Genomic DNA, 25,521 nt, shown 5'->3' on the forward strand with positions numbered 1-25,521 from the left:
GCGATAGATAAACCTGGAACAACACATGATTGGAAGACTGAGTGGCACTCTGGCCGCGGTACAGCCCCCTTTGTTACTGATTGATGTGCAAGGGGTGGGCTACGAAGTACTCGCGCCTATGACCACAATTTTTGAATTGCCCGCCCTGGGACAGCCGGTTCGAGTACACACGCACTTGGCGGTTTCCGAAACGGCCCAGCAACTCTACGGCTTTATCCGCGACGCCGATCGCAAACTGTTCAGGACCCTGATCAAGGTCAGTGGTGTGGGCCCCAAGATGGCTCTGGCGATTTTATCCGGTCTCGATGGTGCGGCTTTGGCACGCTGTGTGGCTGAGGATAATGTTGCGGCACTGGTAAAGGTACCAGGCGTTGGCAAGAAGACGGCCGAGCGTTTGATTGTAGAGCTGCGCGATAAGTTGACCCCGGATTTCGGTGATTCCAACGATATTCCATTGATGGCGGCAGCCACAGCACCCAAGGTAGATCATACCGGCGAGGCCGAGAGCGCCCTGGTGGCCCTGGGTTACAAGCCCACTGAGGCCAGCAAAATGGTGGCCCGCGCGAGCAAGGAGCAGCCGGAAGCCGACAGTGCCACCCTTATCCGCCTGGCCCTAAAGGGCATGGCACCCGCCTAAAGCGGGAGGCTTGGAGTTGTTGCGATGATTGAAGCCGATCGTTTAGTGGCCCCCGAACCAGCGGGGCCCTCTGGGCAGGAAGAACAGTACGACCGCGCTGTGCGCCCCAAAGCACTGGCCGACTATGTGGGTCAGCCAGTGGTGCGCGAGCAGATGGAGATCTTTATTCAGGCGGCCAAACTGCGCAAAGAGGCCTTGGATCACACATTGGTATTCGGTCCTCCAGGTCTGGGTAAAACCACTCTGGCCAATATTATTGCCGCAGAGATGGGAGTGGCCATTAAGACCACCTCGGGCCCGGTACTGGAGAAGGCCGGTGATCTAGCCGCGCTAATGACGAATTTGGAACCTGGGGACGTACTGTTTATCGACGAGATTCACAGGCTCAGCCCCCATGTAGAAGAGGTTTTGTATCCGGCCATGGAGGATTACCAGCTGGATATTATGATCGGCGAGGGGCCGGCGGCGCGTTCAATCAAGTTGGATCTGCCACCCTTTACTCTGGTGGGGGCCACTACCAGAGCGGGCCTGCTCACCTCGCCCCTACGCGATCGATTCGGCATAGTGCAGCGGCTGGAATTCTACAACGTGCAAGACCTCACCAGTATCGTGCGTCGCTCCGCTAGGTTGATGGGGGTTGAGATGGATGAAGGCGGAGCCTTACAAGTGGCGCGTCGCGCCCGCGGTACCCCGAGGATTGCCAATCGCCTGCTGCGCCGTGTGCGCGATTACGCAGATGTTAAGGGCGATGGTGCGGTGGATGCTGATATCGCCGATGCCGCTTTGAATATGCTCAATGTGGATGCAAAAGGCTTCGACTCTCTGGATCGACGTATGCTGTTGGCGATGATCGAGAAATTTGATGGTGGTCCCGTGGGGGTGGATAGTCTCGCCGCTGCTGTGAGCGAAGAGCGGGATACTCTGGAAGATGTATTGGAGCCCTACCTGATCCAGCAGGGCTATATTGCCCGGACACCCCGTGGGCGAGTAGTTACCGGGCTCGCCTATGAACATTTTGGCCTGCCTAAGCCGGATAAGGTCAGTTGATGATTCAGCACCTGGTACTGTTGGGTTGGGTGGCTGTGGAAGTGAGGGAAATTCAATGAAGGAAGAGTTCGGTATTCCTGTAAGGGTTTATATCGAAGATACCGATGCGGCCGGCATCGTGTATTACGTGAATTATTTGAAGTATATGGAGCGCGCGCGCACAGAACTGTTGCGCTTCCTCGGGTATGATAAGCCGGCGATGCCGCAGGAAGGTGTACTGTTGGTGGTACATTCCGCCGAGGTCCAGTACCGTCGTTCCGCCAGGCTCGATGATGCGTTGCGCGCCACGGCGGCGATTGGCAAACTGGGGCGTGCCGCAGTGACTTTTGAGCAAAAAATTTGGCGCGGCGATGAGCTAATTTGCGAAGGCGTGGTCAAAGTGGCCTGTGTCGCTGACGACAGCCGCAGGCCCTGTGCCCTGCCGGAACCTATTTATTCAGCATTAAAGGCAGTTATTTAAGAAGATGAACGCCGGTGAACAACTTTCTCTTTGGGGGCTAATTCAGAACGCCAGCCTGTTGGTACAGCTCGTCATGTTGCTGCTGTTACTGGCTTCTGTGGTGTCCTGGGTCATGATTATCCAGCGCGGGCTCTACTTATCCCAGGCCAAACGCGCGCTCAATAATTTTGAACGTCGTTTCTGGTCCGGTGCAGATCTGAACAAACTGTTCCGCGAGGGCAACGAGCGTGCCGAAAAAGGAAAGACCGATGGGGTCGAATCCCTGTTTCGCGCCGGCTTTACCGAGTTTACCCGCCTGCGCCAGCAGGGCAGTAGTGGCCCGGAAGCGGTTATGGAAGGTACCGAGCGCGCCATGCGCGTGGCCATGTCCCGGGAACAGGAAAAGGTAGAGATGAACCTGCCGTTTCTCGCGACTGTAGGCTCCGTTAGCCCCTATATCGGCCTGTTCGGCACCGTTTGGGGGATTATGAACTCCTTCCGCGGGCTCGCCACTATGCACCAAGCCACCATTGCCACTGTAGCCCCGGGTATCAGTGAGGCATTGGTGGCAACGGCCATGGGTTTGTTCGCGGCGATTCCCGCGGTAATGGCCTACAACCGTTACTCGGCCAAGGCGGAGTGGCTGTTGTCCAGCTACGAAACTTTCGCCGAGGAGTTTTCCTCTATCCTGCACCGCAAAGTGCACTCCGGCTGAGTAGTGAGTAGGCGAACCCTATGAGTGTGTTTCGCAAGGGAACCAAGAAAAAGCTGGTCTCCGAGATCAATGTGGTGCCCTACATCGATGTGATGCTGGTGCTGTTGATTGTCTTTATGGTCACGGCACCATTGTTGATGCAAGGGGTCAAAGTGGACCTGCCAAATGCGCCCTCGGCGCCGATGGAGGACACCGATGAGGAGCCTTTGATTATTTCGGTGCGTGGCGATGGCACCTATTACCTAAATCTGGGTACCGATGAGCAGGAGGCCAAGTCTCTCACTGAGATCAAGGAGACGGTGGCCAAGGTGTTGCGGCAAAAGCCGAAAACTCCGGTGCTGGTGTGGGGCGATAGCGAGGCCCGCTACGGTTTAATCGTCAATGCCATGACCGAGCTGCAGCAGGCGGGTGCACCCAGTGTCGGCTTGGTGACAGAGCCACCGCAGGGGTAGGGTGCCGGTGAATAAAGGCTTTTATGTATTGGCGATAATAATTAGCCTCCTGTTACACGGGGCGCTAATTACTGCCATTACCTATGGTTGGGAAGCCAGCAGTATGCCCGAGCGCAAACCGATGCCGAAGTTTGTGCAGGCCAAGCTGGTAACTATTGAGGCGGCGACGCCAAAGAAGAAACTGCCCAAAAAAGTAGACAAAATTCAGCAGCGCGCCCAGCGCGAGGCTGAGCAAAAACGCAAGGCCGAAGTCGAGCGCAAGCGCCGCGCGGCCCTGGAGCAAAAGAAAAAGCAGGAAGCGGAGAAAAAACGCAAGGCCAAAGTCGAAGCCGATCGCAAGGCTAAGCAGGAGAAGGCCCAGCGCGAGAAAGAGCGCAAAGAAAAAGAGCGTAAGGAAAAAGAACTCAAGGAGCAGCTGGCCAAAGAGCGAGAGAGCTCTTTCAATGAAGCGCTGGAAGATGAGCAGGAGCTGCTCGATGCCAATGATGGATTGCGAGCAGTAGGTTCAGTTGGTGAGGCAATTCAACAGCGTATACAGTCTGTATGGAGTCGTCCACCCAGTGCTCGCAATGGTATGCGCACAGTAGTGAAAATTAATTTTGTCCCCACCGGCCGGGTGGTGGCAGCGAATATTATTGAGAGCAGTGGCAATGCGCCTTTCGATCGCTCGGTGCTTACCGCCATTCGCAAAGTGGAAGTTTTTCCCGAGGTGGCTGAGTTGGCCAGGGAGGAGCCGACAGCGTTTGAGCGGCATGTCCGAACTACAACTTTGAACTTTAACCCTGAAGATCTGCGCCAATGATCAAGAGTTTACTGAAGACAGTCGTCATTATTGCAATCGCCTCGGTGAGCCTGGGGGCTCGCGCCCAGCTGGTGGTGGATATCACCAGTGGTATCGATGACCCCACCCCGATCGCGGTATCCCCATTCAGCTGGTCAGGTGGTGGTGTCCTCAAAGAGGATGTCTCTGGAATTATTTCTGCCGACCTGCGCCGCAGCGGCCTTTTTTCTCCGGTACCCAAGGAGGACATGCTGTCCTTCCCTAAAACTCCGGAAGATGTGGTGTTCCGCGATTGGCGTATCCTCGGCACCGAGTACATTGTTACCGGCCGTATCGAGCCTCAGGCCTCGGGCTACCTGCTGACTTTTGACCTGGTTAATGTTTTCGGCCAGCACAAGATGTTCACCAAACAGGTACGCGGCGGCCAAACCCAGTTGCGCGATATCGCCCACCGCGCCGCCGATGAAATCTTTGAGGCCATCACTGGTATTCGCGGCGCCTTCTCCACAGAGATGGTGTATGTGCAGGAAGAGAGGCGTGGCGGCAAGCCCAGCTATGTGCTGATGCGCTCGGATATCGACGGTGCCCGCGCCAAGCAGATCCGTCGCTTTAGTGCGCCGGTGATGTCACCCATGTGGTCGCCCAACGGCCAGGAGTTGGCCTATGTTTCTTTCGAAACCGGTCGCCCGGCGATCTTCCGCGAAAACTTGCGCACAGGCGAACGCAAACAACTAACCAACTTCAAGGGCATCAATAGCTCGCCAACCTGGTCTCCTGATGGAACCAAGTTGGCGATGGTGCTCTCCAAGGACGGCAACCCGGAGATCTATGTACTGGATTTGGCGAGTGGTAAGTTCACCCGTATGACCAGACACTTCTCCATCGATACCGAGCCGAACTGGATGCCGGATGGTAAATCGCTGGTTTTCACCTCAGATAGGGGAGGGAAGCCACAAATTTACCAATTGACTCTTGCCACTGGTCAAGTCGACCGCTTAACCTTCGATGGCGACTACAATGCGCGGCCGCGTGTTTCTCCTGATGGGAAAACGTTGGTCATGGTACATCGCAACCGGGGAACCTTTACCATCGCCACGATGGATATTAACTCGGGCAGGATGCGTGTCCTCACGGAGACCACCCTGGATGAGTCCCCCAGCATTGCACCCAATGGGGCCATGCTGATGTACGCAACCAAGCGCGGAGACAAGGGCATTCTGGCTGCGGTATCGCTGGATGCCGGGGTGAAGTACAACTTACCCTCACAGAGAGGCGATGTCCGTGAACCGGCATGGTCGCCATACTTTGATTGAGGTGGGGGCCCAGCGCTCTGAAGCGTAGGGTATTTATAAGACCAATTTTAAAAATCTTTCAGGATTTTCGATAACACTAAAAGCGGAGTAGCTTATGTTGAAATCAGTAAAAACGGGCCTGGGGTTGGCCTGTGTTCTGGCAGTAATGGCCGGTTGTAGCAATACCAGCAGCGACAACACCAGCGGTGAAGAGTACACTCAGCCTGAGGCTGATACTCAAGTTGAAACTAACGTTGTAGATGAAGCTGAAACCATGGCTCCGTTGGAAAATGTGGTTTACTTTGACTTCGACCAGTCCCTGCTGAAGCCGGAAACCCGTGAACTGCTGATCCGTCACGCCGACCGCATGCGCAGTAATGCTACTGCTGTTCGCCTCGAAGGCCACGCTGACGAACTGGGCACCCGCGAGTACAACCTGGCTCTGGGTGAGCGCCGCGCCAATGCTGTACGCGACTTTTTGGTACTGCAGGGCGTAGACGCAGCTAACCTGGAAGTAATCAGCTACGGTGAAGAGCGCCCGGCTCAAATGGGCTCTAACGAAGCTGCCCGTGCGATGAACCGTCGCGTTGTTATTAACTAATCGTCAAAATGGATGCCAATGGCTTTTACGATTAGAAAACTGGCGATCGCCGCTGCCATAATGGCTGCGGCATCGCCCGTATTCTCCCAAGCCCCGATTGTCGACCTGACTGCCAGCAGCCAGGAGTCGTCGACCGTCTCAAGTGACGCTAGTAACGAGGACATCTACCTCGCCCGCGCCACAACCCCCAGTCCCAAAGCTAAGACCAACCCCCAGGCTGAAGCCTACTACCAGATGCAGGTATTGCAGCAGGAAGTGCGCGAATTGCGCGGTACGGTTGAGGAGCTGCGCCACGAGATAAAGCGTCTCAAACAACAGCGCACCGAGGACTATATGGATCTGGACCGGCGTATAGCGCGCCTGAGTGGTACAGAGCCCTCAGCTCAGCCGCCGGTGGATACTAAAGGCAGTGGTGGCGCCTCTGTTGGAGGGGGTTCCTCAATGCCGCCCAAGCCCCAGGGGCCGAAAGACGGCAAGAGTGAACGCGACCGCTATCAGGCCAGCTTTGGTCTGGCTCGCAATGGTGACTACGGTGGCGCCAGTGCTGAATTCAAGAGTCTGCTACAAGACTTTCCCAACGGTCAGTATGCCCCCAATGCCAATTATTGGCTGGGTGAGATAGCGCTGGTACAGGGAAATTTGGAAGAGGCCCGCGGATGGTTTGTGGCCCTGCTGGACGGCTACCCGAACTCTAATAAAGTCTGGGATGGTCGTTACAAGCTGGGAACGGTTTACCACCAGCTGGGAGATCAGCAGAAAGCGCGCAACCTGCTGGAGCAGGTGGCGGCGAGTGATGCCCGTGCATCAAACCTGGCTAAAAAATATCTGCAGGAGAACTTCTAGCCCGGTGTGGCAGTAATAACTGCTGCTGTTGCCTAATTCGCATCGCTGGTTTTTTGAGCAGAAAAAGCCTATGATCCCGCGCCCGGATGGCATGTGCCATTCGGGCGTTTTTGTGTCGGGTGTGTATGACCAATCTGTCTAAAGAATCACTCAGAATTAGTGAGATTTTCTACTCCCTTCAGGGAGAAGCGCGGGAAAGTGGCCTGCCTACGGTTTTTGTTCGACTGACCGGTTGTCCGTTGCGCTGTACCTATTGTGACTCGGAATATGCTTTTTATGGCGGCGAGCGCATGACCCTGGAGCAAATATTGCAGCAGGTGCAAAGCCATCCCGCACGCCATGTGTGTGTAACTGGCGGCGAACCTCTGGCCCAGCCCAATTGCCTGCCCTTACTTGAAGCTCTTTGCGACGCCGGCTACTCGGTATCATTGGAGACCAGTGGCGCCATGCCGGTGGATCAGGTGGACCCACGGGTATCCCGGGTTGTGGATCTGAAAACCCCAGCTTCCGGAGAGCAGCACCGCAACCGCATGGAAAATATGCAGGTGCTCACCCGCGATGACCAGATCAAATTTGTGATCTGTGACCGGGGCGATTACGAGTGGGCCAGATTTACCCTGGATCAGTACAACTTGCCAGAGCGTGTAGGGGAGGTACTTTTCTCGCCCAGCTATGAGCAATTGCCGGCGCGGCAGCTGGCGGAGTGGGTGCTGGCCGATGGGTTGCCGGTGCGCATGCAGATGCAGCTGCACAAATTGCTGTGGGGAGATATCCCGGGTGTCTGATTGGCCCGGTGATTGTGGATTGAAAAATTGAGGAAGAGATGACTGCAAAGAAAGCGGTAATTTTGCTGTCCGGTGGCCTCGACTCGGCCACAGTGCTCGCCATGGCGCGTGCAGAAGGTTATGAATGTTATGCCTTGGGTTTTGATTACGGTCAGCGGCACGAAGCTGAATTGTTAGCGGCAAAGCGCGTAGCCGCTGATCTCGGAGCGGCAGAGCACAAAGTGGTGAAGCTCGATCTGCGTTCAATTGGCGGCTCGGCCCTAACCGATGACAGTATTGAGGTTCCCGAAGAGGAAACCAGTGGCATCCCGGTTACCTATGTACCGGCTCGCAATACGGTATTCCTCTCTATTGCCCTTGGCTGGGCCGAGGTGCTTGGAGCTCAGGATATTTTTGTCGGCGTCAATGCGGTGGATTACTCTGGCTATCCGGATTGCCGGCCGGAGTATATCGAGGCCTATGAAAAGATGGCCAACCTCGCTACCCGCGCTGGGGTAGAGGGAAACAAGCTCTCTGTGAGAGCGCCGCTGATGCAGATGAGTAAGGCGGATATTGTACTCGAGGGAACCCGTCTTGGGGTTGATTACAGTTTGACGGTATCCTGTTACCAGGCGCGCCCAGATGGTGCGGCCTGTGGTCGCTGCGATAGTTGTCGGCTGCGTGCTGCGGGATTTACGGAAGCAGGCCTGGCGGACCCTACGGTGTATGCCAGCTGATTGTCAGTTGGTGTCATTTTTATGGGAAATACCTAACCCCTTAAATTTGTTAGATTTTTTTTCGGGTTAGGTATTGTCTTTTCAAAATAGATCCGTAAGATACGCAGCTCCTCACATCGAGGCACGGAAAAGGGTCGTTAGCTCAGTTGGTAGAGCAGTTGGCTTTTAACCAATTGGTCGCTGGTTCGAATCCAGCACGACCCACCATTTCCGCCGGGGATATCCACAGTAACCCCACAGCTTTTACAGATCTGCGAGAGAAGTAAAAGCATCCTGAGTTGGGACATACCAAGTTCGCCCAACTTCCTAAGGGTCGTTAGCTCAGTTGGTAGAGCAGTTGGCTTTTAACCAATTGGTCGCTGGTTCGAATCCAGCACGACCCACCATTTCTCTACAGATTTACTTTTATTTTTTTACTTTCATGTGAGCACTGGTTTGCTCGCGCCTGAAAATTCCCTACTTGGCTGAGCCTTTAAGGCATTTATTTGTCTTCACGGAGTGCAGTATTTAGCGGCAAATACAGTCTGCTGCCATCTCCCCTAAATATAAGCAACTGGTAAGGCCGGGTGACTCAATGCCGAAAAAGGCTACTAGTTGTGGTTCTTGATTTTCGCCCCAGTGGAATACTTTGAAGTCCTCGGTTGGGCCGCCTTTTGCCGTGAGCTTTGGGCGAATGCCAGCGTAATCTGGCTTTAGGCTTTCTGCGGGGAGCTCGGGCCAATAAAGGCGAACACTTTTATAAAACCTTTCCCCTCGTTTTTTATCCACGGTGTAATCAATTTTTTCTACCCACTCAACGTCGGGTCCAAAGCGGGCATAGCCCTCCAAATCCAGTGTGAGATGAGTGCCCAGTCCGCCGGGTTCTGGCAGGGGGTAGATCAGGTGGGAAAAAGGGGGTTTGTGGTCGAGAGAAAAATAATTCCCCTTTGCCAGGAATTGGTTTGGGACTAGTTGTCGAATACTTTTGTCGTTGATTTTACAGAGCAGTTGGTGGCTGTGTAGCCCTGCGGCTACGATCAAATTCTTGGTACCGAGCTGGTAGCCATCTCTCATGGTGAGTTGGTAGTGGTCACTTTCACGCGATAGTTTTTTTACCGCTGTGTCTAGTGCCACTTGGCCGCCATGTGCTTCCAGGGCGCCCTGCAGTGCCAATAGTAGGGCGTGGCTATCGAAGATACCTGTGGTGGGTGAATAAATTGCACTGTGACACTGCAGCTGGGGTTCCATTACCTTGGCTTCTTTTGCGCTCAGCAGCTGTAAATGGCCGGCGCCATTCTTATCTCCTTGGGCTTTCAAGGCTTTGAGTTGGGGGAGTTGGGCTTCGTTGGTAGCCAGGATTAATTTGCCGATGGCTTTGTGTGGGACCGCATGCTCGCGGCAAAAACGATACAGCTTGGCTTTGCCCGCGACACAGGCTTTAGCCTTTAAGCTGCTGCTTGGGTAGTAAATGCCGGCGTGGATCACCTCGCTGCTGCGGGCGCTAATCTCTGTGCCGATATTGGTGTGTTGTTCCAGAACCAGCACATCCTGCCCTCTAATGGCCAGGGTATAGGCACTGGCGAGGCCAATGGCTCCAGCACCAATCACAATGTTTTCAACCTGCTCCATTTTAGGGGTTCCCCATTAATAGGAAGGCTTTTTTGCCTGGATGTGGGCTCGCAAAACTGCTTCTCTGTTCTCCTGGGCTCTGTAGCCCGGGCATGGGGCGTAACTCATCTTGCGGTGCTGTCGAATTACCAGCTGTTGATACTTTAGGTGCGCTGATATGGCGTCGCAATGCGGTATACTGCGCGTTTTTCGCTGGTGGTAGTTAGCCATGACCCAAAAGTCCGTTGTTGCAGAAACGGTAGATTCCCTCTCCCTGGTGCAGGCGCACTTGGCGGAGCCGGTTATGTCTCAGTACAGTGAGGAGGAGTTGCAAGCCTGGCGCGAGCGTATCAAGCGTCTGCTTAAAGAGCAGAATGCCGTGTTAGTGGCTCACTATTACACAGACCCATTAATCCAGGCGTTGGCCGAAGAGACTGGTGGCTGTGTATCCGACTCTCTGGAGATGGCCCGCTTTGGTGCCAAGCATAGCGCCGATACCCTGGTGGTGGCCGGTGTGAAGTTTATGGGCGAGACCGCCAAGATCCTGACGCCGAATAAGCGTGTGTTAATGCCCACCCTGGAGGCTACCTGCTCCCTGGATTTGGGCTGTCCCCCGGATGAGTTTTCCGAGTTCTGTGATCAGCATTCGGATCGCACGGTCGTTGTCTATGCCAATACCTCTGCGGCGGTGAAGGCGAGAGCGGACTGGGTGGTTACCTCCAGTATCGCCCTGGATGTAGTGGACCACTTGGATGCCAACGGTGAAAAAATCCTGTGGGCCCCGGATAAGCATCTCGGTGGTTATGTGCAGCGTGAAACCGGTGCGGATGTTCTGCTTTGGGATGGCTCCTGTATTGTGCACGAGGAGTTCAAGGCGAAAGGTGTGGAGGACCTGAAGGCGCTCTACCCGGATGCCGTAGTGTTGGTGCACCCGGAATCCCCTGCCTCGGTGGTTGCACTGGCGGATGTGGTGGGTTCCACCTCGCAGATAATCAATGCAGCCAAGACCCGGCCAGAGAAGCGCTTTATCGTGGCTACCGACCAGGGCATCTTCTACAAGATGCAGCAGGAGTGCCCGGATAAAGAATTGATGGTTGCCCCCACTGCCGGAGCTGGCGCCACCTGCCGCAGCTGTGCGAACTGTCCTTGGATGGCGATGAACTCCCTGGAGAATTTGTGTGGGGTGTTGGAGCGCGGTGATAACGAGATCTTTGTAGATGCGGAGTTGGGCCGTAAGGCGATGATTCCGCTGCAGAGAATGCTGGATTTCCGCAAGGGTTAAAGGTGCCTAGCGGGCTCCAGTGCCAATAAAAAAGAGCGGCTAGAGGCCGCTCTTTTTGTTTGTGTTGTTAATGAGTGAGGTCAAAGCTCCTTGGCTTTTTCCTGCATCTTGATGACGTCTTTAAGGCGCTGTTTCAGGATGGCATTGGTTTGATAGTCGTCTTTGGTCATGCGAATGCCGTGGCGCAGGTGCTGCAGGGCCTTATCGAAAACACCGATCAAAATATAGTATTCGGCTCGTGCCTCGTGCACCCCGACGATATCCCCGGCCAAGCCATGGCTCTCGGCCAATAGGTACCATACGGCGGGGTCTTTCTTGCGCACCCGGCTGTATTTGGCCAGCATGCGCTCTGCCGCCAGATAATTGCCCGCTTTAAAATGAGCGTTGGCGAGCCCCATCACCAGGGCGTGGTCGCCGGGGTTGCGGTCCAGTGCCTGTTGTAAGCGCTGGGTGGCGCCTGAATAGTCTTGGCGTACCAGGTCAATATCGGCGCGCGCCAGGACAAAAGCCGCTTTGGAGGGCTCCTTATCGAGGAGCGGCTGCAGGGTGTCCAGGGCGGAATCCGGCCTTCCTGCTGCGATTTGTGCCAATGCCAGGCCGTAGCGGGCGGCATCTTCGTTGTCATGGATACCATTAAGTTCGGCCTGGAAGCGTTTAACGGCCTGCTGTGGCGTGGCTTCAGTGGCCAGGCGAATTCGCGCGCGCATCATATGGTAATCGCGGCTATCGCTGGGTTCGACATCCTCCATGCGCTGGGAGCGCAGCTTGGCGTCGGCGATACGCTTCTCTGTCACCGGGTGGGTCAGCAGAAACTCTGGTGGGCGGCGGTAGTAGCGGGTGGCTTTGAGCATCTGCTCGAACATCTCGCCGGCGGCATCTGGATCGCGGCCGGATCTTGCCAAGGTTTCGATACCGACCCGATCGGCCTCCTGTTCATTCTTGCGGCTAAAGCGCAGCTGACTGTCGAGCGCTGCGGCCTGAGTTGCGGTTAGGGCGGCGAGCCCCGCTTCGCCACCGGCGGTGGCGGCGAGTACCAGGGCGCCGAGCATGCCGGCCAGGGTGGGCAGGGTGTTGTTGCGCTGGGCTTCGAGGGAGCGGGCGTAGTGGCGCTGGCTGAGGTGGCCCAGTTCGTGGGCGACCACCGAAGCAAACTGATCTTCGTTTTTCGCAAATAGGAAGAGACCGGTGTGAATACCCATAATGCCACCGGGTACCGCAAATGCGTTCATGGTTTCATTATTTACCACGACCACATCAATATTCTTGTCCTCCAGGGGGCTGTATTCTGCCAGGCCCTTAACGGTTTTTTCGACGTACTGCTGCAGCAGTGCATCGGAGGAGGTTTTAACCTGACTGCGAAATATACGCAGCCACATTTGGCCCAGTTCTTTCTCGCGCTGGGGGGATACCAGGCCGCTGGTGCTGTCTCCAAGTTCCGGCAGGCGGATTCCCTCAGAGTCAGCGGTGGCTGCAATGGGAGTGCTGCTGAGCAACAGGCCTAAGCCGAGTGCCTTTAGGGTATTGCGCAATCGCAGTGAGAGAGGCGCTTTGTTTGATCGACGAGGCAGGCTTTTTTGGGGATCAGTCATTTTGATTACTGCTCGGTCTGTCCATGAAGGATCTATAGTCCAACTCTATACGCAACCCCGTTGAACTGTCGAGGGTTAGACAGGGTGGGGCGGTAAAGGTTCTGGCCGGCGCCAGTGGGAAGGTTAAAAAGGGTTAAGCATTGTCGGTAACTGGCGCAGATTACGCGTTATAATCCGCGGCTCTGTAAAGCTTGTGACCAAATAGCCAATGGCCGTGCCCCCTTCCGATACCGTTGATAAAAACCCTGTGCCGAACTGGCATGCGGCGGTAACGGTGGACGCTCGCCAGTTGCCCTGCCCCCAGCCTCTGCTGGCTATGCGCAGGGCTCTGCGCCAATACGAAGCGGGGACCTTACTGTGTGTGATGGCCACCGATGAGGGTTCCTGGCGCGATTTTCACAGCTTTGCCGCACTGAGTGGCAGGCCCCTGCTGCGCGCCGAGAGGCGTGATAATACCTTTCTATATTGGCTGTACGCTGGCAAATGAAGAATCAATCCCGAGAGTCTATGTTGTCGATTGTTAAAGGCTGGGTGAACCGCTACTTCAGTCAGGAAGAAGTGGTGTTGCTCGTGCTGCTGCTCACCGTAGCGCTGGTGGTACTGGCCACGCTCGGCGGTGTGCTGGCGCCTGTGCTTACGGCCCTGGTAATCGCCTTCCTGATGCAGGGCATGGTGCAAAAGTTGAAGTCCTGGCGGGTGCCCCATTGGCTCGCGGTAACACTTTCCTGCTTGGTGTTAGTGGGCACTATCGTGGGCCTGCTATTTGTGGTGCTACCGATTATTTGGCGCCAGCTGGTGCGCCTCGGTGCGGAGTTGCCGAATATGGTGCAGCGCGGCCAGGAGCTGTTGTTGCTACTGCCGGAGCGTTACCCGCGCCTGATTTCTGCGGCGCAGATCGACGAGGTTTTTAATACCCTCGGCAAAGAGCTGGGTGGCATGGGGCAGACCCTGCTGGCTTTCTCTCTCACCAACCTGCCTATTTTTGCCGGCCTGCTGATTTATGTGGTGGTGGTGCCGATCCTGGTATTTTTCTTCTTGAAGGACTCCGACCAGCTGATCCGCTGGTGTACCTCTTTCCTGCCAAAGCAGCGCCCCATGCTGCACCAGATCTGGCACGAGATGAACGACCAGGTGGCCAACTATGTGCGCGGCAAAGTAGTGGAGATCGGTATAGTGGCAGCGGTGAGCTACGCCGCCTTCCTGTTGCTGGGGGTCAATTACGCCCTGCTGCTGGCGGTGGCGGTGGGCCTGAGTGTATTGATTCCCTATATCGGCGCGGCGGTGGTGACCATCCCGGTGGCGGCCATTGGCCTGTTCCAGTGGGGTTGGAGCAATGAGTTTTTCTACCTGATTATGACCTACGGCATTATCCAGCTGCTCGATGGCAATGTATTGGTGCCACTGTTGTTCTCTGAGGCCGTCAATCTGCACCCGGTGGCAATTATCCTGGCGGTACTGTTTTTCGGCGGTATCTGGGGCTTCTGGGGCGTCTTCTTCGCTATTCCGCTGGCGACCCTGCTTAAGGCCATTATGAGTGCCTGGCCCACCAGCGAGCACCAGGCCGAGTGGGAGGCCAAGCGTATATCGGAGTAATGCCGGCGCACCCGCAGGGAGCCTCTGAGCCATTGTTATTTCGCAATACCTGGCCCGCCCTAGAGAGCTTTTAGAGTGACTCACACTCTGCGTTGCGACTTATTGAAACGTCTAGGCACTCCTGCACAGCCGAGCCCTGCCTGTAACCGGCCTGAAAGCCAGAGGCATCACGGAATTGTTCAGGGGCTCCCTGCCAACTTCTTTTCTTTGTATCGACGCGGGCCATTGCTAGAATGCCGCGCTTTCTTTTATTTGCTCCTTCGAATAGGTGAGAGCCCATGAGCCTGGCTGACAAAGTTCTAGCGGTCAATAATGACCTGCCGATCCGTACCGACAAGCCTGTCCACAGCGGCAAAGTCCGTTCCGTTTACTGGCTGAGCGAAGAAGATAGCCGCCGCCTGATTGAGGAAAAAGGCTACCCGGTTTCCCCGGACACCCCTCTCGCGGTAATGGTGATTTCCGACCGCATCTCCGCATTCGACTGCATCTGGATCGGCGAAGGCGGCATGCGCGGCGTACCCGGCAAGGGCGCGGCACTGAACGCGATTTCCAACCACTGGTTCAAGCGGTTTAAAGAGCAGGGCCTGGCCGACAGCCATATTTTGGATATCCCACATCCGCTGGTGTGGATCGTACAGAAGGCGCGCCCGGTGATGATCGAAGCGATCGCCCGCCAGTACATCACTGGCTCTATGTGGCGCTCTTACCAAAAGGGCGAGCGCGAGTTCTGCGGCATTGAAATTCCCGATGGCCTGCAGAAAGACCAGAAGTTGCCAGAATTGCTGATTACCCCCTCCAGCAAAGGTATTCTCAAGGGCATCCCCGGCGTGCCGGAAGCAGATGACGTCAATGTCACTCGCAAGAATATCGAAGACAATTTCGCGGCCTTCGGCTTTCGCAGCGCGGGCGATATCGACCTGTACGAGCAGTTGCTGAAAGAAGGTTTCGATTTGATTTCTGCCGAGCTGGAAAAGCTCGATCAGGTATTTGTCGATACCAAGTTTGAGTTCGGCTATGTCACCGATGCCAATGGTGAAGAAAAACTGATCTATATGGATGAAGTGGGTACCCCGGACTCCTCCCGTATCTGGGACGGCGAAGAGTACCGCGCGGGCAAGGTTGTGGAAAAATCCAAAGAGGGTTTCCGCCAGGCCCTGCTCAACTACTTCCCCGATGCCGATATCCTGCTAAACAAAGACCGCATGGATGAGCGCCTGGCTCTGGCTCGCGATAACGAGCTGCCAGAATCTATGCTGATGGATCTCTCTAATACTTATGTTGGTATCGCTGAGAAGATTATTGGTACGAAACTGGAGATATCCGATAACCCCAAAGCGGAATTGCTTGAAGTGTTGCGTAAGGATTATGGCCTGGTCGACTGATCTGGGCCTAAATAAAAAAGCCGGCGCTTGCGCCGGTTTTTTTATGTCTGTTTGCAGCTAATGAATAAGTCTGATGGCTCAGAGAGAGGTATCAGCAGTATTTTTCATCTGTATTTTTATTCTTGAAGTATGAAGGTCCATGCAGAATTTAATGTAGATAATAAGAATAAAGTCTTTATTTCGGTGCTGGTTTTAATACCTAATTTGGCCAAATAAGAGAGGTAGTCATTATTGGGTCAATAGCATTAGCCGTTAGAGTGTTGCTCAGGGTGACAGGAATGGAAAACTCTGGCGATCACTCTCTGCTAAATTTGTCCCGTGCTATCCTCTATCTTGGCTTTTGTAAAACCGGATTGCTATCACTCATGATTTTGCTGAGGGTTATCTCTTAAGGTTGCACTGCAATTAGATAATTTGACACTTCATTACGGATAAATATGTCAGGGGATGGGTGAATATGCGGCTGCCTTAATTGGATTTTGTTGGATTGAGTTTGGTAGTTATTGGAAAGGGTTGAGTGTTATTTTTTTAGTGAAAAAAACGTCGATGGTATTGTTTGCGTACTGCTATGCAGGTTTCTTTAGTTGCCTTTATATGTTGCTGCGTTATCTCCTGTAATATTTTATATTTCTCTTTGTGGTACAGTGCTTCAAATATTTAATTCATGATTGGTGTGTTAATTTGGAGGTTGTTGTGAAGCATGTAGAGGTTAATCTGACCGAGCAGGGCTATTTGAACGGTATTGAAGAGTTGCGCAGTGTTATATTGGATGCGAGAAAAAAAATAAAAGAAAGTAGTGCTCAGTCTGATGGTTTTTTGAATGTGGGGTCGGCTAGTAGGTACGTTGCTGCAAGAGTTTCTTATGGTGGTGATGCAGCTATAGATTTTTATATAGAGCCTGTAAGTGTATATGTTGTTGGTTTTGATCCGAAGGCGTATGTGTCAACTGGAGGGATGAGATATTTTTTAAGCGATAGACTTCCTGGTGTTGCACAAGGTAAGGATACGGACTCTATGAAAATGGAGAGTGCGTTTTTAGAGGAGGTGCTGAATAAACAAAGTGTAGACCGTGCGCTATATAAAGTTCAGACTATTGCCATCTGGGATAAGGACGATAAGAGGGGGGTAGGTGGGGATGGTTTGCCTCAGGTGGCGGGAATAACTTTTAGTAAAAAGAAATCCGTTGTCGATCTAAGGCATAATGGAACTTACAACGATCTTAATCTTACCGGCAACAGAGGGGATGTAATAGATAGTGAGAAGATTGCCGGTGTCTTCAATCATTTATGCAATATTGATGGGAAATATGGTGGTGGCAAAAACGATAGCTACTGTATTCCCCTTGGAGTGATGGTCCTTTTGCTGAGTGAGGCTGTCAGGTTTAAATCAGTTTGTAAGTTTTTTACTGAGTTAGTTGCGTACAGAAGCGGTGAGGACTTTTTTAAAAATGTTGGGCAAATTTTAGATAAGGTGCAAAACTGGAAGAGTTCTGGCGAAGATGCGGATATTGCAGTGCCATGTGAGGGTGTAAGTGGCTAGGCGAGTTACTGGAAATACGCATTATTTTTTAGTATCGCGCCCTAGTTGCCAGCGAGAGTGAACATATGATTGGGCTTGATTACAGCAACTTTGAGTAATTCCTTGATGCCATCGAAAGCCCCATCATACGTTTTTTTAGATCCTAGTGAATTGTTGCAGGTCTTATAAAACCTAAGGATTTTAGCGACATATTACTCTCCCGCCACAATTCGCCATAATGCCTCCCATTTCCCGCCCGTTTCCCTGCCACCTTTCGCCCGCTTGCCCCTGTTTAATCACTTCAACATCCAATTTAAAAGTGGAGGGGAGTGAGTGAACAGGGTGATGTTGTTTGGGCAGCGGTTCCATAAAGACGATCTGATGTTGCCGACGGAGGAATATTACCGCCGCCGCCAGAAGAGCGGTGGTACCGGGCGCTGGTTGTTATTTATAGTGGTGGTATTGGCGGTGGTCATTGCGGCAATCGGGGCCGAGGTCAGTGCCCAGGCGCTTGTCTCTGAAAATGATACGGCTACCGCTGAACCGGTTACCCTGGATGATGTGCAGGCGGGGGATTTACTGTTTACCGGCGCAGAGCCAGGCCGTTATGTGCCCGCAGCGCATCTGCACAGTAGTGTCAAAATGGTGGTGCGCGGTCTGGTTGCGGAAGTGCAGTTACAGCAGGCTTTTCAGAATACCAGCGATAGCTGGCAGGAGGCGGTTTACGCACTGCCATTGCCAGAGCAGGCAGCGGTGGCTGGCCTCGAGATTCAATTGGGCGAGCGCCGTATTGTCGGCAAGGTGCGTGAACGCAAGCAGGCGGCAAAGATTTATAAGGCCGCGCGCGCGGCGGGTAAGCGCGCGGCACTCCTGGAGCAGCAGCGCCCCAACCTGTTTACCAACAAAGTAGCCAATATTGCACCGGGAGAAACGGTGCAGGTGAATATTCGCTACCTGCAGCCGGTGACCTATGACAGCGGCGTTTTTTCTTTGCGGCTGCCAACCACCCTGACTCCCCGTTATATCCCCGGTGAACCCATCCCCTCACAAGCCCTCGGTGGTACCGAACTGGAACTGGCCACTCAGAGCAGTGGCTGGGCGCTTCCCACTGATCAGGTACCGGATGCCGCAGCGATAACCCCGTTGATGCAGCCGGCGGCAGAATTGGAAGCGGCGGGCAGTCACAATATTGCCATTGAGGTGGAGCTGGAGGGCGGCTTGCCGCTGGTGAAAATCGCTAGCCCCTATCACGATATTGCCATCGATGAAAAAGCCGGAGAGCGCTACTCGATTCGTCTGCGCAAGGGCAGGGCAAAAATGGATCGGGACTTTCTTTTAAATTGGCAGCCGGAGCCCTCGGTCATGCCGCGTGCGGCGCTCTTTAGAGAGCGTGTTAGTGAGCATGTTGGTGAGAGTGCCGCCGGGGTGCAGGCGGATGGTAGGGAAAGTGCGGATAAAAAATCCGGTACCTATTTGCAGCTAATGCTGCTGCCACCGGATGAGGGCACTCGTGCCCAGCGCCTGCCACGGGAAGTGGTTTACGTGATCGATACCTCCGGTTCTATGAGCGGTAACTCTATCCGCCAGGCCAAGGAGAGTCTTACCCTGGCGCTTTCGCGTCTAGATGGTAATGACCGTTTTAATGTAATCGAATTTAATAACAGCCCTCGTGCTTTTTTCCCGCGCCCGCTGGCGGCGAGTGCGGAGAATATTCAGCGCGCGCGCCGGGAGGTGGAACGCTTAAATGCCGATGGCGGCACCGAGATGGCTGCTGCGCTACGTTTAGCGCTGGGCCAGCAGTTGCCCGATAACAATAACCTGGTGCACCAGGTGGTATTTATTACCGATGGTGCGGTGGGCAATGAACAGGCGCTGTTCGAGTTAATCCACCAACACCTGGGCGATGCGCGTTTATTTACGGTGGGCATTGGCTCGGCCCCTAACAGCCATTTTATGCGTAAAGCCGCCCAGTTTGGCCGCGGTTCTTTCGTCACCATCGGCGATCTTTCCGAGGTGCGCAGGCGCATGCAGACCTTATTCGCCAAGCTGGAAAACCCTATGGCCACCGATCTGCAGTTGAGCTGGCCCGAGGGTGTGGTGGCGGATGCCTATCCAAAACGAATCCCCGATCTCTATCGCGGCGAGCCGTTGCAGCTGGTGGCCAGGGTGGAAGGGGAGTCGTTGCATGGGGACATTCAGTTGCGTGGGCGTATGGCCGGTAAGCAGTTTGCGCGCAACCTGGCGCTGACACTGGAGCAGGCCCCCAGTAGCAAGGGCATCGGCAGTTTGTGGGCGCGCAGAAAAATGGAATCCCTGCGCGACCGCCAGACCCAGCTGGGTGAGGAGAGCGATGCGGGCCAGGCTCTGCGTGCACAGATTTTACAGCTTGCCCTGGATCATCAACTCGCCAGCCCCTACACCAGCTTTGTCGCGGTTGAGGAAGAGCTGGTGCGCAAGCCCGAAGAAAAGCTCTCCCAAAGTGCGCTCACCAACATGGTGCCCAGAGGGCAGGTGTTGCAGCGCCAGGCTTACCCCAGTACGGCCACAGGCGTTTATGCGCAGCTGTTTGCTGCCATGAGCCTGCTCAGCCTGGCAGCATTGTTGCGCCGCGGCCGCTCAATGCGCGCCAATTTGATGGGGGCAATCCGCCGCCTGCTGCGCAAGGTGGTGCCGGATTTGCGCCGCTGTAACAGTGGGCTGGAGGCGCGGCTGGGGAGTACGCCGCAGTGATGCGCCTGCTGCTTTTTTCAGCGTGCCTGCTGGTGGGGTTGTGGCAGTTGGGCTCCGCCTCCTGGCTGCTGGCCAAGGCGCAGCTGGCTCAGTTGCTGATTGCCAGTGCCTGGGAGGAGCAGTTGCAGGGCGGGGTTCCGCAAAAGCCCTGGCCCTGGGCGGATACCCGGCCGGTGGCCAAGCTCAAGCTGCAGGGCCAGCGTCCTTTTATAGTGCTGGCGGGAGGCAGTGGAGAATCCCTCGCCTTTGGTCCCGGCTTGCTTAATGGTTCCGGCAAGCCCGGTGACTTTCGCACCACGGTAATCGCTGCGCATCGGGATACGCACTTTGCCGGGCTGCAAACCCTGCGGCGCGGCAATGGCATTTACCTGCAGGGTGAAGACGGGCGCTGGCACACGTATCGGGTGACGGAGCTGCGCATCGTAAATAGTGCGCGCGAACGTCTGCCGGTTTTTGCCGAGCGCGGCCTGCTACTGGTGACCTGCTATCCCTTCGATGCTATGGCGGCGGGTGGTCCACTGCGCTACTTGGTCTACGCTGAATACCAATCTGGCGGGGAGCTGGTGCAGCTGTGACTGGCACCTTTATTTGAGACTCGATTTTGTAATTTGATTTCTCAAACTTTCCATAAAATATTCCGGTAAAACAGCAAAATGGCAAATAATTGTTTTGCCGTTTTGTTTTGTTTGTTACTAACCGTCCTATCTGGAAAAATTTTTGTAGTAATACTACAATCGCCTCCGCTAATAGCCGGGAATGGGGCTTTGTCCGCCACGTTAGAGTGGGCCCGGAACAGATAATTACAGTCAAACTAAGCACTCGCGGCACAGACTGGCGCCGCTTTTCCTCTCCGCCGCGATCGGGTGAAGATTCACACATTGCATTTCCGCCACCAACGGCGGTGAATTGGCGGAAGCCTGAAAAAAAGGAAGCATTTTTTCGCCTGCGCTGTAGTTTGCCCGCGTACCGATTTTTGAGAAATAGACCGACTCGACGTCGCCTAATTCGCCGAGGAGCATTTGATGCACGAAGATACCGATAACCTCGAAACGCAGGAATGGCTGGATGCGCTGCAGGCGGTTATCCGCTACAGCGGCAAAGAGCGCGCCGCCTTCCTTCTAAAGCAGCTGTCTGATCGCGCTACCGATGTCGGTGTGCAGCTACCCGCGGCTATCACTACCCCTTACCGCAATACCATTCCGCCCAATGCGGAAAAGCGCATGCCCGGCGACCTATTTATGGAGCGCCGTATTCGCTCCCTGATTCGCTGGAATGCCTTGGCAATGGTGGTGCGTGCCAACCAGAATAACGACCATCTCGGCGGCCATATCTCCAGTTTCTCCTCTGCCGCCACACTCTACGATGTGGGCTTTAACTACTTTTTCCGCGGCAATGAAGGTGAGGAGCGCGGCGACCTGATTTTCTTCCAGGGCCACAGTGCGCCGGGTATTTATGCCCGTTCTTACTTGGAAGGACGCTTCGATGAGGAGCAGCTGGATAACTTCCGCCGCGAAGTGAACGGTAACGGTCTCTCCTCTTATCCACACCCCTGGTTGATGCCGGATTACTGGCAGTTCCCCACAGTTTCCATGGGGCTGGGACCGATTCAGGCAATTTATCAAGCGCATATTATGCGCTATATGTCCGCCCGTGGTTTATCGCCGCGCGGTGACCGCAAGGTGTGGGCTTTCCTCGGCGACGGCGAATGTGATGAGCCGGAAACTCTGGGCGCCATTTCCCTGGCCGGCCGCGAGCAACTGGAAAACCTGGTGTTCGTGGTTAACTGTAACCTGCAGCGCCTGGATGGCCCGGTGCGCGGTAACGGTAAAATCGTACAGGAGCTGGAAGGTGTATTCCGCGGTGCTGGCTGGAATGTCGTTAAAGTACTCTGGGGCCGCCTGTGGGATCCGCTGCTGGAGAAAGACGACAAGGGGCTACTGCAGAAAGTCATGGACGAAGTGGTCGATGGCGAGATGCAGAACTTCAAGGCCAACGGCGGCGCCTATACCCGCGAACACTTCTTCGGCAAGTACCCGGAGCTGCTGGAGCTGGTTAAGGATATGTCCGACGATGAGATTATGAAGCTCAATCGCGGCGGCCACGACCCCTATAAAGTCTACGCAGCTTACGCGGCTGCCATGGCCCATAAAGGCCAGCCCACTGTGATCCTGGCGCAAACAGTTAAAGGCTACGGCCTGGGCTCCGCCGGTGAAGCGGCGATGGATACCCACTCCGTGAAGAAGCTGGATCTGGATTCCCTTAAGCGCTTCCGCGACCGTTTTGCCATTCCGCTCACCGATAAAGAGCTGGAAGAAGTGCCTTACTACCGTCCGTCTCCGGATAGCCCGGAAATGAAATATATGGCGGAGCGCCGCAAGACCCTGGGCGGTCCGGTTCCCCGTCGCCCGATTGAGTGCCCAAAACTGGAAGTGCCCGGTCTCGATGCCTTCAGCGCGCTGACCAAAGGCTCCGGCGAGCGCGAAATTTCCACCACCATGGCATTTGTGCGCGCTATCGCCGCACTGGTGAAAGACAAGAATATCGGCAAGAACATCGCGCCGATTGTGCCCGATGAAGCCCGTACCTTCGGTATGGAAGGCCTGTTCCGCCAGCTGGGTATCTACTCTTCTGAAGGGCAGCGCTATACCCCGGTGGATCACGGCCAGATCATGTATTACAAGGAAGATAAGAAAGGCCAGGTGCTGGAAGAGGGTATCAACGAAGCCGGTGCCATGTCTGCCTGGATGGCGTTGGCTACGGCCTATAGCAACCACGGCGTGCCGATGGTGCCTTTCTATATCTACTACTCCATGTTCGGCTTCCAGCGTGTGGGCGATCTGGCCTGGGCCGCTGGCGATATGCAGGCGCGCGGCTTCCTGATTGGCGCCACCGCCGGCCGTACCACTTTGAATGGTGAGGGCCTGCAGCACCAGGATGGTCACAGCCATGTACTGTCCTCCACTATCCCCAACTGTCGCAGCTACGATCCGGCCTACGGTTACGAGTTGGCTGTGGTTATGCAGCGGGGCCTCAAGGAGATGTACGAGGAGCAGAAGAATGTCTTCTATTACATCACCATCGAGAATGAAAATTACCTGCAACCGGAAATGCCCCAGGGCGTGGAAGAGGGCATTATTCGCGGTATCTACAAACTCCAGTCCAACGTCAAGAAAGGCGCCAAGGGCAAGACTGCCAAGAAGCATGTGCAGTTGATTGGTGGCGGTACTATTTTGCGCGAAGTGCTGGCAGCAGCGGATATCCTCGCCGATCAATTTGGCGTGACCTCCGATGTCTGGAGCCTCACCTCTGCTGTGGAAGCGGCCCGCGAAGGCCAGGATGTGGCGCGTTGGAATATGCTGCACCCGGAAGCCGAGTTGCGCAAAGCCTGGATCACCGAGCAGTTTGAGGGCAATACCTCACCGGTAATCGCCTCCACTGACTATATCCGTTCCTATGTGGAGCCCCTGCGTGAATTTATCGATGGGGACTTGACCACCCTGGGTACTGATGGTTTTGGCCGCAGTGACAGCCGCGAGCAGCTGCGTCGCTTCTTCGAGGTGGATCGCAACTATGTGGTGATTGCCGCTCTGAATGGGCTGGCGAAGCAGGGTGTGATTGATGCGAAAGAAGTGTCCGAAGCGATCGTGAAGCTCAATATCGACGCCGAAAAAGTTAACCCGCGCATCAGCTAAGAGAAGGCAGAACTCCTATGGCAAAACAAGTCATTAAAGTGCCTGATCTCGGCGGTGCCGATCAGGTGGATGTGATTGAAATTACGGTTGCCGTCGGTGATACCGTCGCGCAAGAGGATTCTCTGATTGTGGTGGAGGGCGACAAGGCCTCCATGGATGTGCCGGCCCCGGTGGCCGGCAAAATCCTCAGCATCAGCGTAAAAGAGGGCGATAAGGTCTCTGAAGGCGATGTGATCGGTGAGATCGAAACCGATGTCGCGGAAACTCCAGCAGAGGAGCCCGCTGCAGCCCCCGCCAAGCAAGAAGCTGCGCCGGCGGCAGAGCCTGTAGCTGAAGCCCCTGCGGCAGCAGCGAGCGGCGAGCCGAAAGAGGAAACGATCCAGATCCCGGACCTGGGCGGTGCCGATGCGGTTGATGTGATCGAGATCAGTGTGCAACCCGGTGATACCGTCGAAGAGGGTGATTCTCTGATTGTGGTGGAAGGCGATAAAGCCTCCATGGATGTCCCTTCCCCCAGCGCCGGTACTGTAGTTTCTATCGCCGTTAAAGAAGGCGATAAGGTTTCTACGGGCGATACCCTCGGTGTATTGAACGTGGTTGCCGCAGGCGGTGCCGCCGCGCCCGCAGCTCAAGCCGCGGTTCCGGCAGCTGCTGCGCCTGTCGAGAGTGCTCCACAGCAGGCCCCTTTATCTGTTGAGCCGCCGGCAGTGCCGCAGAAAGATTACCAGCTGGAACGCAATCTCACTGCTGCAGCCCAGGTTTATGCCGGTCCCGCCGTACGCAAATTGGCCCGTGAGTTGGGTGTTACCTTGAACAAGGTGAAGCCCACCGGTCCGCGCAACCGGGTCTCCAAGGACGATCTGCATAATTATATCCGCGAGCAGGTGAAGAAAGCCGAGAGCGGTGCGGTTGGTGTCGGCGGTGGAATCGGTATCGCCAAGATGCCGGATATCGACTTCAGCCAGTTTGGCCCGGTGAGCGTGGAGCCGATGAGCAAGATCCACAAGATCACCGCAGCCAATATGTCGCGCAACTGGCTCAATGTGCCTCACGTCACCCAGTTTGATGATGCGGATATCACAGAGCTGGAAACCTTCCGCAAGTCTATGAAGGCTGAGGCGGAGAAGCGCGGTGTGAAACTCACGCCTGTGCCTTTCCTGCTGAAAGCGGTAGCCGCGGCCCTGCGCGCAGAGCCCAGCTTCAATGTGTCCCTGCACAACGATGGCGAGCAGATTGTGCGCAAGGACTATGTACATGTGGGTATGGCGGTGGATACGCCAAAAGGCTTGATGGTGCCGGTTATCCGCGATGTGGATAAAAAAGGCTTGTACGAGCTGGCGGCCGAGGCCACTGAAATGGCCCTGAAAGCCCGCGATGGCAAGCTGAAGCCCAACGAGATGCAGGGTGCCTGTTTCACCATCTCAAGCCTGGGTGCTATTGGCGGTACCGGATTTACCCCGATCGTCAATTCGCCAGAAGTGGGCATCCTCGGTGTTTCCAAGTTGGCGGTGAAGCCGGTGTGGAACGGCGAGGACTTCGAGCCGCGGCAGATGCTGCCTTTGGCGCTTTCTTACGACCACCGCGCGGTCAATGGTGGCGATGCCGGACGCTTTATGACCTACCTGGTGAGTGTGCTTGCGGATGTGCGGCGCCTGCTGCTATAGCCTATTCATAAGCTACAGCACAACCCTCAAAAAGCGGCCTATGGCCGCTTTTTTTTGTCAGAACGGACTCCTAGGTGCCTTACTGCGAAGAAACTTTTAACCAGTTACCCACAAAAGTACCTAAAATGGCGCATAAAACTTTATAAAAATGAATTGCACGCAGAAATGACCTGGCG

23 protein-coding genes and 2 tRNA genes are annotated in these 25,521 nt (G+C 55.0%); 22 read left to right on the forward strand and 3 right to left on the reverse strand.

From position 1 onward, the window contains the following. The first annotated feature begins 25 nt into the window (after window positions 1-25). The 13 genes from ruvA (at window position 26) to ACJJIO_RS13445 (ending at window position 8,694) form a co-directional block, all read left to right on the forward strand. On the forward strand, window positions 26-637 hold the full coding sequence (gene ruvA / locus ACJJIO_RS13385; protein WP_444891301.1) for a Holliday junction branch migration protein RuvA: 612 nt from the start codon (window positions 26-28) through the stop codon (window positions 635-637). Window positions 638-661: 24 nt separating this feature from the next. Then, window positions 662-1,684 carry a Holliday junction branch migration DNA helicase RuvB gene (gene ruvB, locus ACJJIO_RS13390; protein WP_252084622.1) on the forward strand — a complete coding sequence of 341 codons (1,023 nt, stop codon included), beginning with the start codon at window positions 662-664 and terminating at the stop codon, window positions 1,682-1,684. Window positions 1,685-1,739: 55 nt separating this feature from the next. After that, window positions 1,740-2,144, forward strand: coding sequence for a tol-pal system-associated acyl-CoA thioesterase (gene ybgC / locus ACJJIO_RS13395; protein ID WP_444908738.1), 405 nt, complete (start codon window positions 1,740-1,742; stop codon window positions 2,142-2,144). Between the two features lie 4 nt (window positions 2,145-2,148). Further along, window positions 2,149-2,838 (forward strand): protein TolQ, encoded by a 690-nt coding sequence (gene tolQ, locus ACJJIO_RS13400; protein ID WP_152451559.1) that lies wholly within the window; start codon window positions 2,149-2,151, stop codon window positions 2,836-2,838. 20 nt (window positions 2,839-2,858) lie between these two features. After that, complete coding sequence (tolR, locus tag ACJJIO_RS13405) at window positions 2,859-3,290, forward strand: protein TolR (RefSeq protein ID WP_444908739.1); 432 nt, start codon at window positions 2,859-2,861, stop codon at window positions 3,288-3,290. A 7-nt stretch (window positions 3,291-3,297) separates the two neighbouring features. Next, on the forward strand, window positions 3,298-4,092 hold the full coding sequence (tolA, locus tag ACJJIO_RS13410; protein WP_444908740.1) for a cell envelope integrity protein TolA: 795 nt from the start codon (window positions 3,298-3,300) through the stop codon (window positions 4,090-4,092). Further along, entirely contained in the window at window positions 4,089-5,384 is a 1,296-nt protein-coding gene (tolB, locus tag ACJJIO_RS13415; RefSeq protein WP_444891298.1) for a Tol-Pal system beta propeller repeat protein TolB, read from the forward strand. Before tolA ends, tolB begins: the two co-directional genes overlap by 4 nt. Before the next feature lie 94 nt (window positions 5,385-5,478). Further along, window positions 5,479-5,964, forward strand: coding sequence for a peptidoglycan-associated lipoprotein Pal (gene pal, locus ACJJIO_RS13420; RefSeq protein WP_444908741.1), 486 nt, complete (start codon window positions 5,479-5,481; stop codon window positions 5,962-5,964). An 18-nt stretch (window positions 5,965-5,982) separates the two neighbouring features. Further along, window positions 5,983-6,807 carry a YbgF trimerization domain-containing protein gene (locus tag ACJJIO_RS13425; protein WP_444908742.1) on the forward strand — a complete coding sequence of 275 codons (825 nt, stop codon included), beginning with the start codon at window positions 5,983-5,985 and terminating at the stop codon, window positions 6,805-6,807. Between the two features lie 125 nt (window positions 6,808-6,932). Continuing rightward, window positions 6,933-7,592: a 7-carboxy-7-deazaguanine synthase QueE gene (gene queE, locus ACJJIO_RS13430; RefSeq protein ID WP_252084629.1), complete on the forward strand. Its 660-nt coding sequence runs from the start codon at window positions 6,933-6,935 to the stop codon at window positions 7,590-7,592. 38 nt (window positions 7,593-7,630) lie between these two features. Then, window positions 7,631-8,308, forward strand: a complete 678-nt coding sequence (gene queC / locus ACJJIO_RS13435) for a 7-cyano-7-deazaguanine synthase QueC (protein WP_444883815.1) — start codon at window positions 7,631-7,633, stop codon at window positions 8,306-8,308. Between the two features lie 131 nt (window positions 8,309-8,439). After that, window positions 8,440-8,515 (forward strand) — tRNA-Lys (locus ACJJIO_RS13440). A 103-nt stretch (window positions 8,516-8,618) separates the two neighbouring features. Continuing rightward, window positions 8,619-8,694: transfer RNA gene (locus tag ACJJIO_RS13445), tRNA-Lys, on the forward strand. 121 nt (window positions 8,695-8,815) lie between these two features. On the opposite strand, the gene ACJJIO_RS13450 is transcribed toward ACJJIO_RS13445, so the two are convergent. Then, entirely contained in the window at window positions 8,816-9,916 is a 1,101-nt protein-coding gene (locus tag ACJJIO_RS13450; RefSeq protein ID WP_444908743.1) for an NAD(P)/FAD-dependent oxidoreductase, read from the reverse strand. A 208-nt stretch (window positions 9,917-10,124) separates the two neighbouring features. Here ACJJIO_RS13450 and nadA point away from each other — a divergent pair, with 208 nt between their 5' ends. Beyond that, window positions 10,125-11,177 (forward strand): quinolinate synthase NadA, encoded by a 1,053-nt coding sequence (gene nadA / locus ACJJIO_RS13455; protein ID WP_444908744.1) that lies wholly within the window; start codon window positions 10,125-10,127, stop codon window positions 11,175-11,177. Window positions 11,178-11,257: 80 nt separating this feature from the next. Here the strand turns inward: nadA and ACJJIO_RS13460 are convergent, their stop codons facing one another. Next, the gene (locus ACJJIO_RS13460) at window positions 11,258-12,766 is read right to left on the reverse strand and encodes a M48 family metalloprotease (protein WP_444908745.1); all 1,509 of its coding nucleotides are present in this window, start codon (window positions 12,764-12,766) and stop codon (window positions 11,258-11,260) included. A gap of 208 nt (window positions 12,767-12,974) precedes the next feature. On the opposite strand from ACJJIO_RS13460, the gene ACJJIO_RS13465 reads away from it, so the two are divergent. The 6 genes from ACJJIO_RS13465 (at window position 12,975) to ACJJIO_RS13490 (ending at window position 20,564) form a co-directional block, all read left to right on the forward strand. After that, entirely contained in the window at window positions 12,975-13,253 is a 279-nt protein-coding gene (locus tag ACJJIO_RS13465; protein ID WP_444908746.1) for a sulfurtransferase TusA family protein, read from the forward strand. 20 nt (window positions 13,254-13,273) lie between these two features. Continuing rightward, a complete protein-coding gene (locus tag ACJJIO_RS13470; protein WP_252085962.1) occupies window positions 13,274-14,359 on the forward strand; it encodes an AI-2E family transporter in 1,086 nt (361 codons plus the stop codon). Window positions 14,360-14,637: 278 nt separating this feature from the next. Next, window positions 14,638-15,741, forward strand: coding sequence for a phosphoribosylaminoimidazolesuccinocarboxamide synthase (locus ACJJIO_RS13475; RefSeq protein WP_444908747.1), 1,104 nt, complete (start codon window positions 14,638-14,640; stop codon window positions 15,739-15,741). Window positions 15,742-16,434: 693 nt separating this feature from the next. Next, window positions 16,435-17,280, forward strand: coding sequence for a hypothetical protein (locus tag ACJJIO_RS13480; RefSeq protein ID WP_444908748.1), 846 nt, complete (start codon window positions 16,435-16,437; stop codon window positions 17,278-17,280). A gap of 312 nt (window positions 17,281-17,592) precedes the next feature. Further along, window positions 17,593-19,989: a marine proteobacterial sortase target protein gene (locus ACJJIO_RS13485; protein WP_444908749.1), complete on the forward strand. Its 2,397-nt coding sequence runs from the start codon at window positions 17,593-17,595 to the stop codon at window positions 19,987-19,989. Continuing rightward, entirely contained in the window at window positions 19,989-20,564 is a 576-nt protein-coding gene (locus ACJJIO_RS13490) for a class GN sortase (protein ID WP_444910996.1), read from the forward strand. The genes ACJJIO_RS13485 and ACJJIO_RS13490 overlap by 1 nt, the downstream gene beginning before the upstream one ends. 231 nt (window positions 20,565-20,795) lie before the next feature. Here ACJJIO_RS13490 and ACJJIO_RS13495 read toward each other — a convergent pair whose 3' ends face one another. After that, entirely contained in the window at window positions 20,796-21,017 is a 222-nt protein-coding gene (locus tag ACJJIO_RS13495; protein ID WP_444888059.1) for a hypothetical protein, read from the reverse strand. Here ACJJIO_RS13495 and aceE point away from each other — a divergent pair. After that, on the forward strand, window positions 21,012-23,681 hold the full coding sequence (gene aceE, locus ACJJIO_RS13500; protein WP_252084639.1) for a pyruvate dehydrogenase (acetyl-transferring), homodimeric type: 2,670 nt from the start codon (window positions 21,012-21,014) through the stop codon (window positions 23,679-23,681). The two genes, ACJJIO_RS13495 and aceE, sit on opposite strands and share 6 nt — an antisense overlap. Before the next feature lie 17 nt (window positions 23,682-23,698). Further along, window positions 23,699-25,345, forward strand: coding sequence for a dihydrolipoyllysine-residue acetyltransferase (gene aceF / locus ACJJIO_RS13505; RefSeq protein ID WP_444908750.1), 1,647 nt, complete (start codon window positions 23,699-23,701; stop codon window positions 25,343-25,345). The last annotated feature ends 176 nt before the right edge of the window (window positions 25,346-25,521 follow it).

This window comes from Microbulbifer mixtoriginis (SeqCode), from assembly GCF_052467235.1.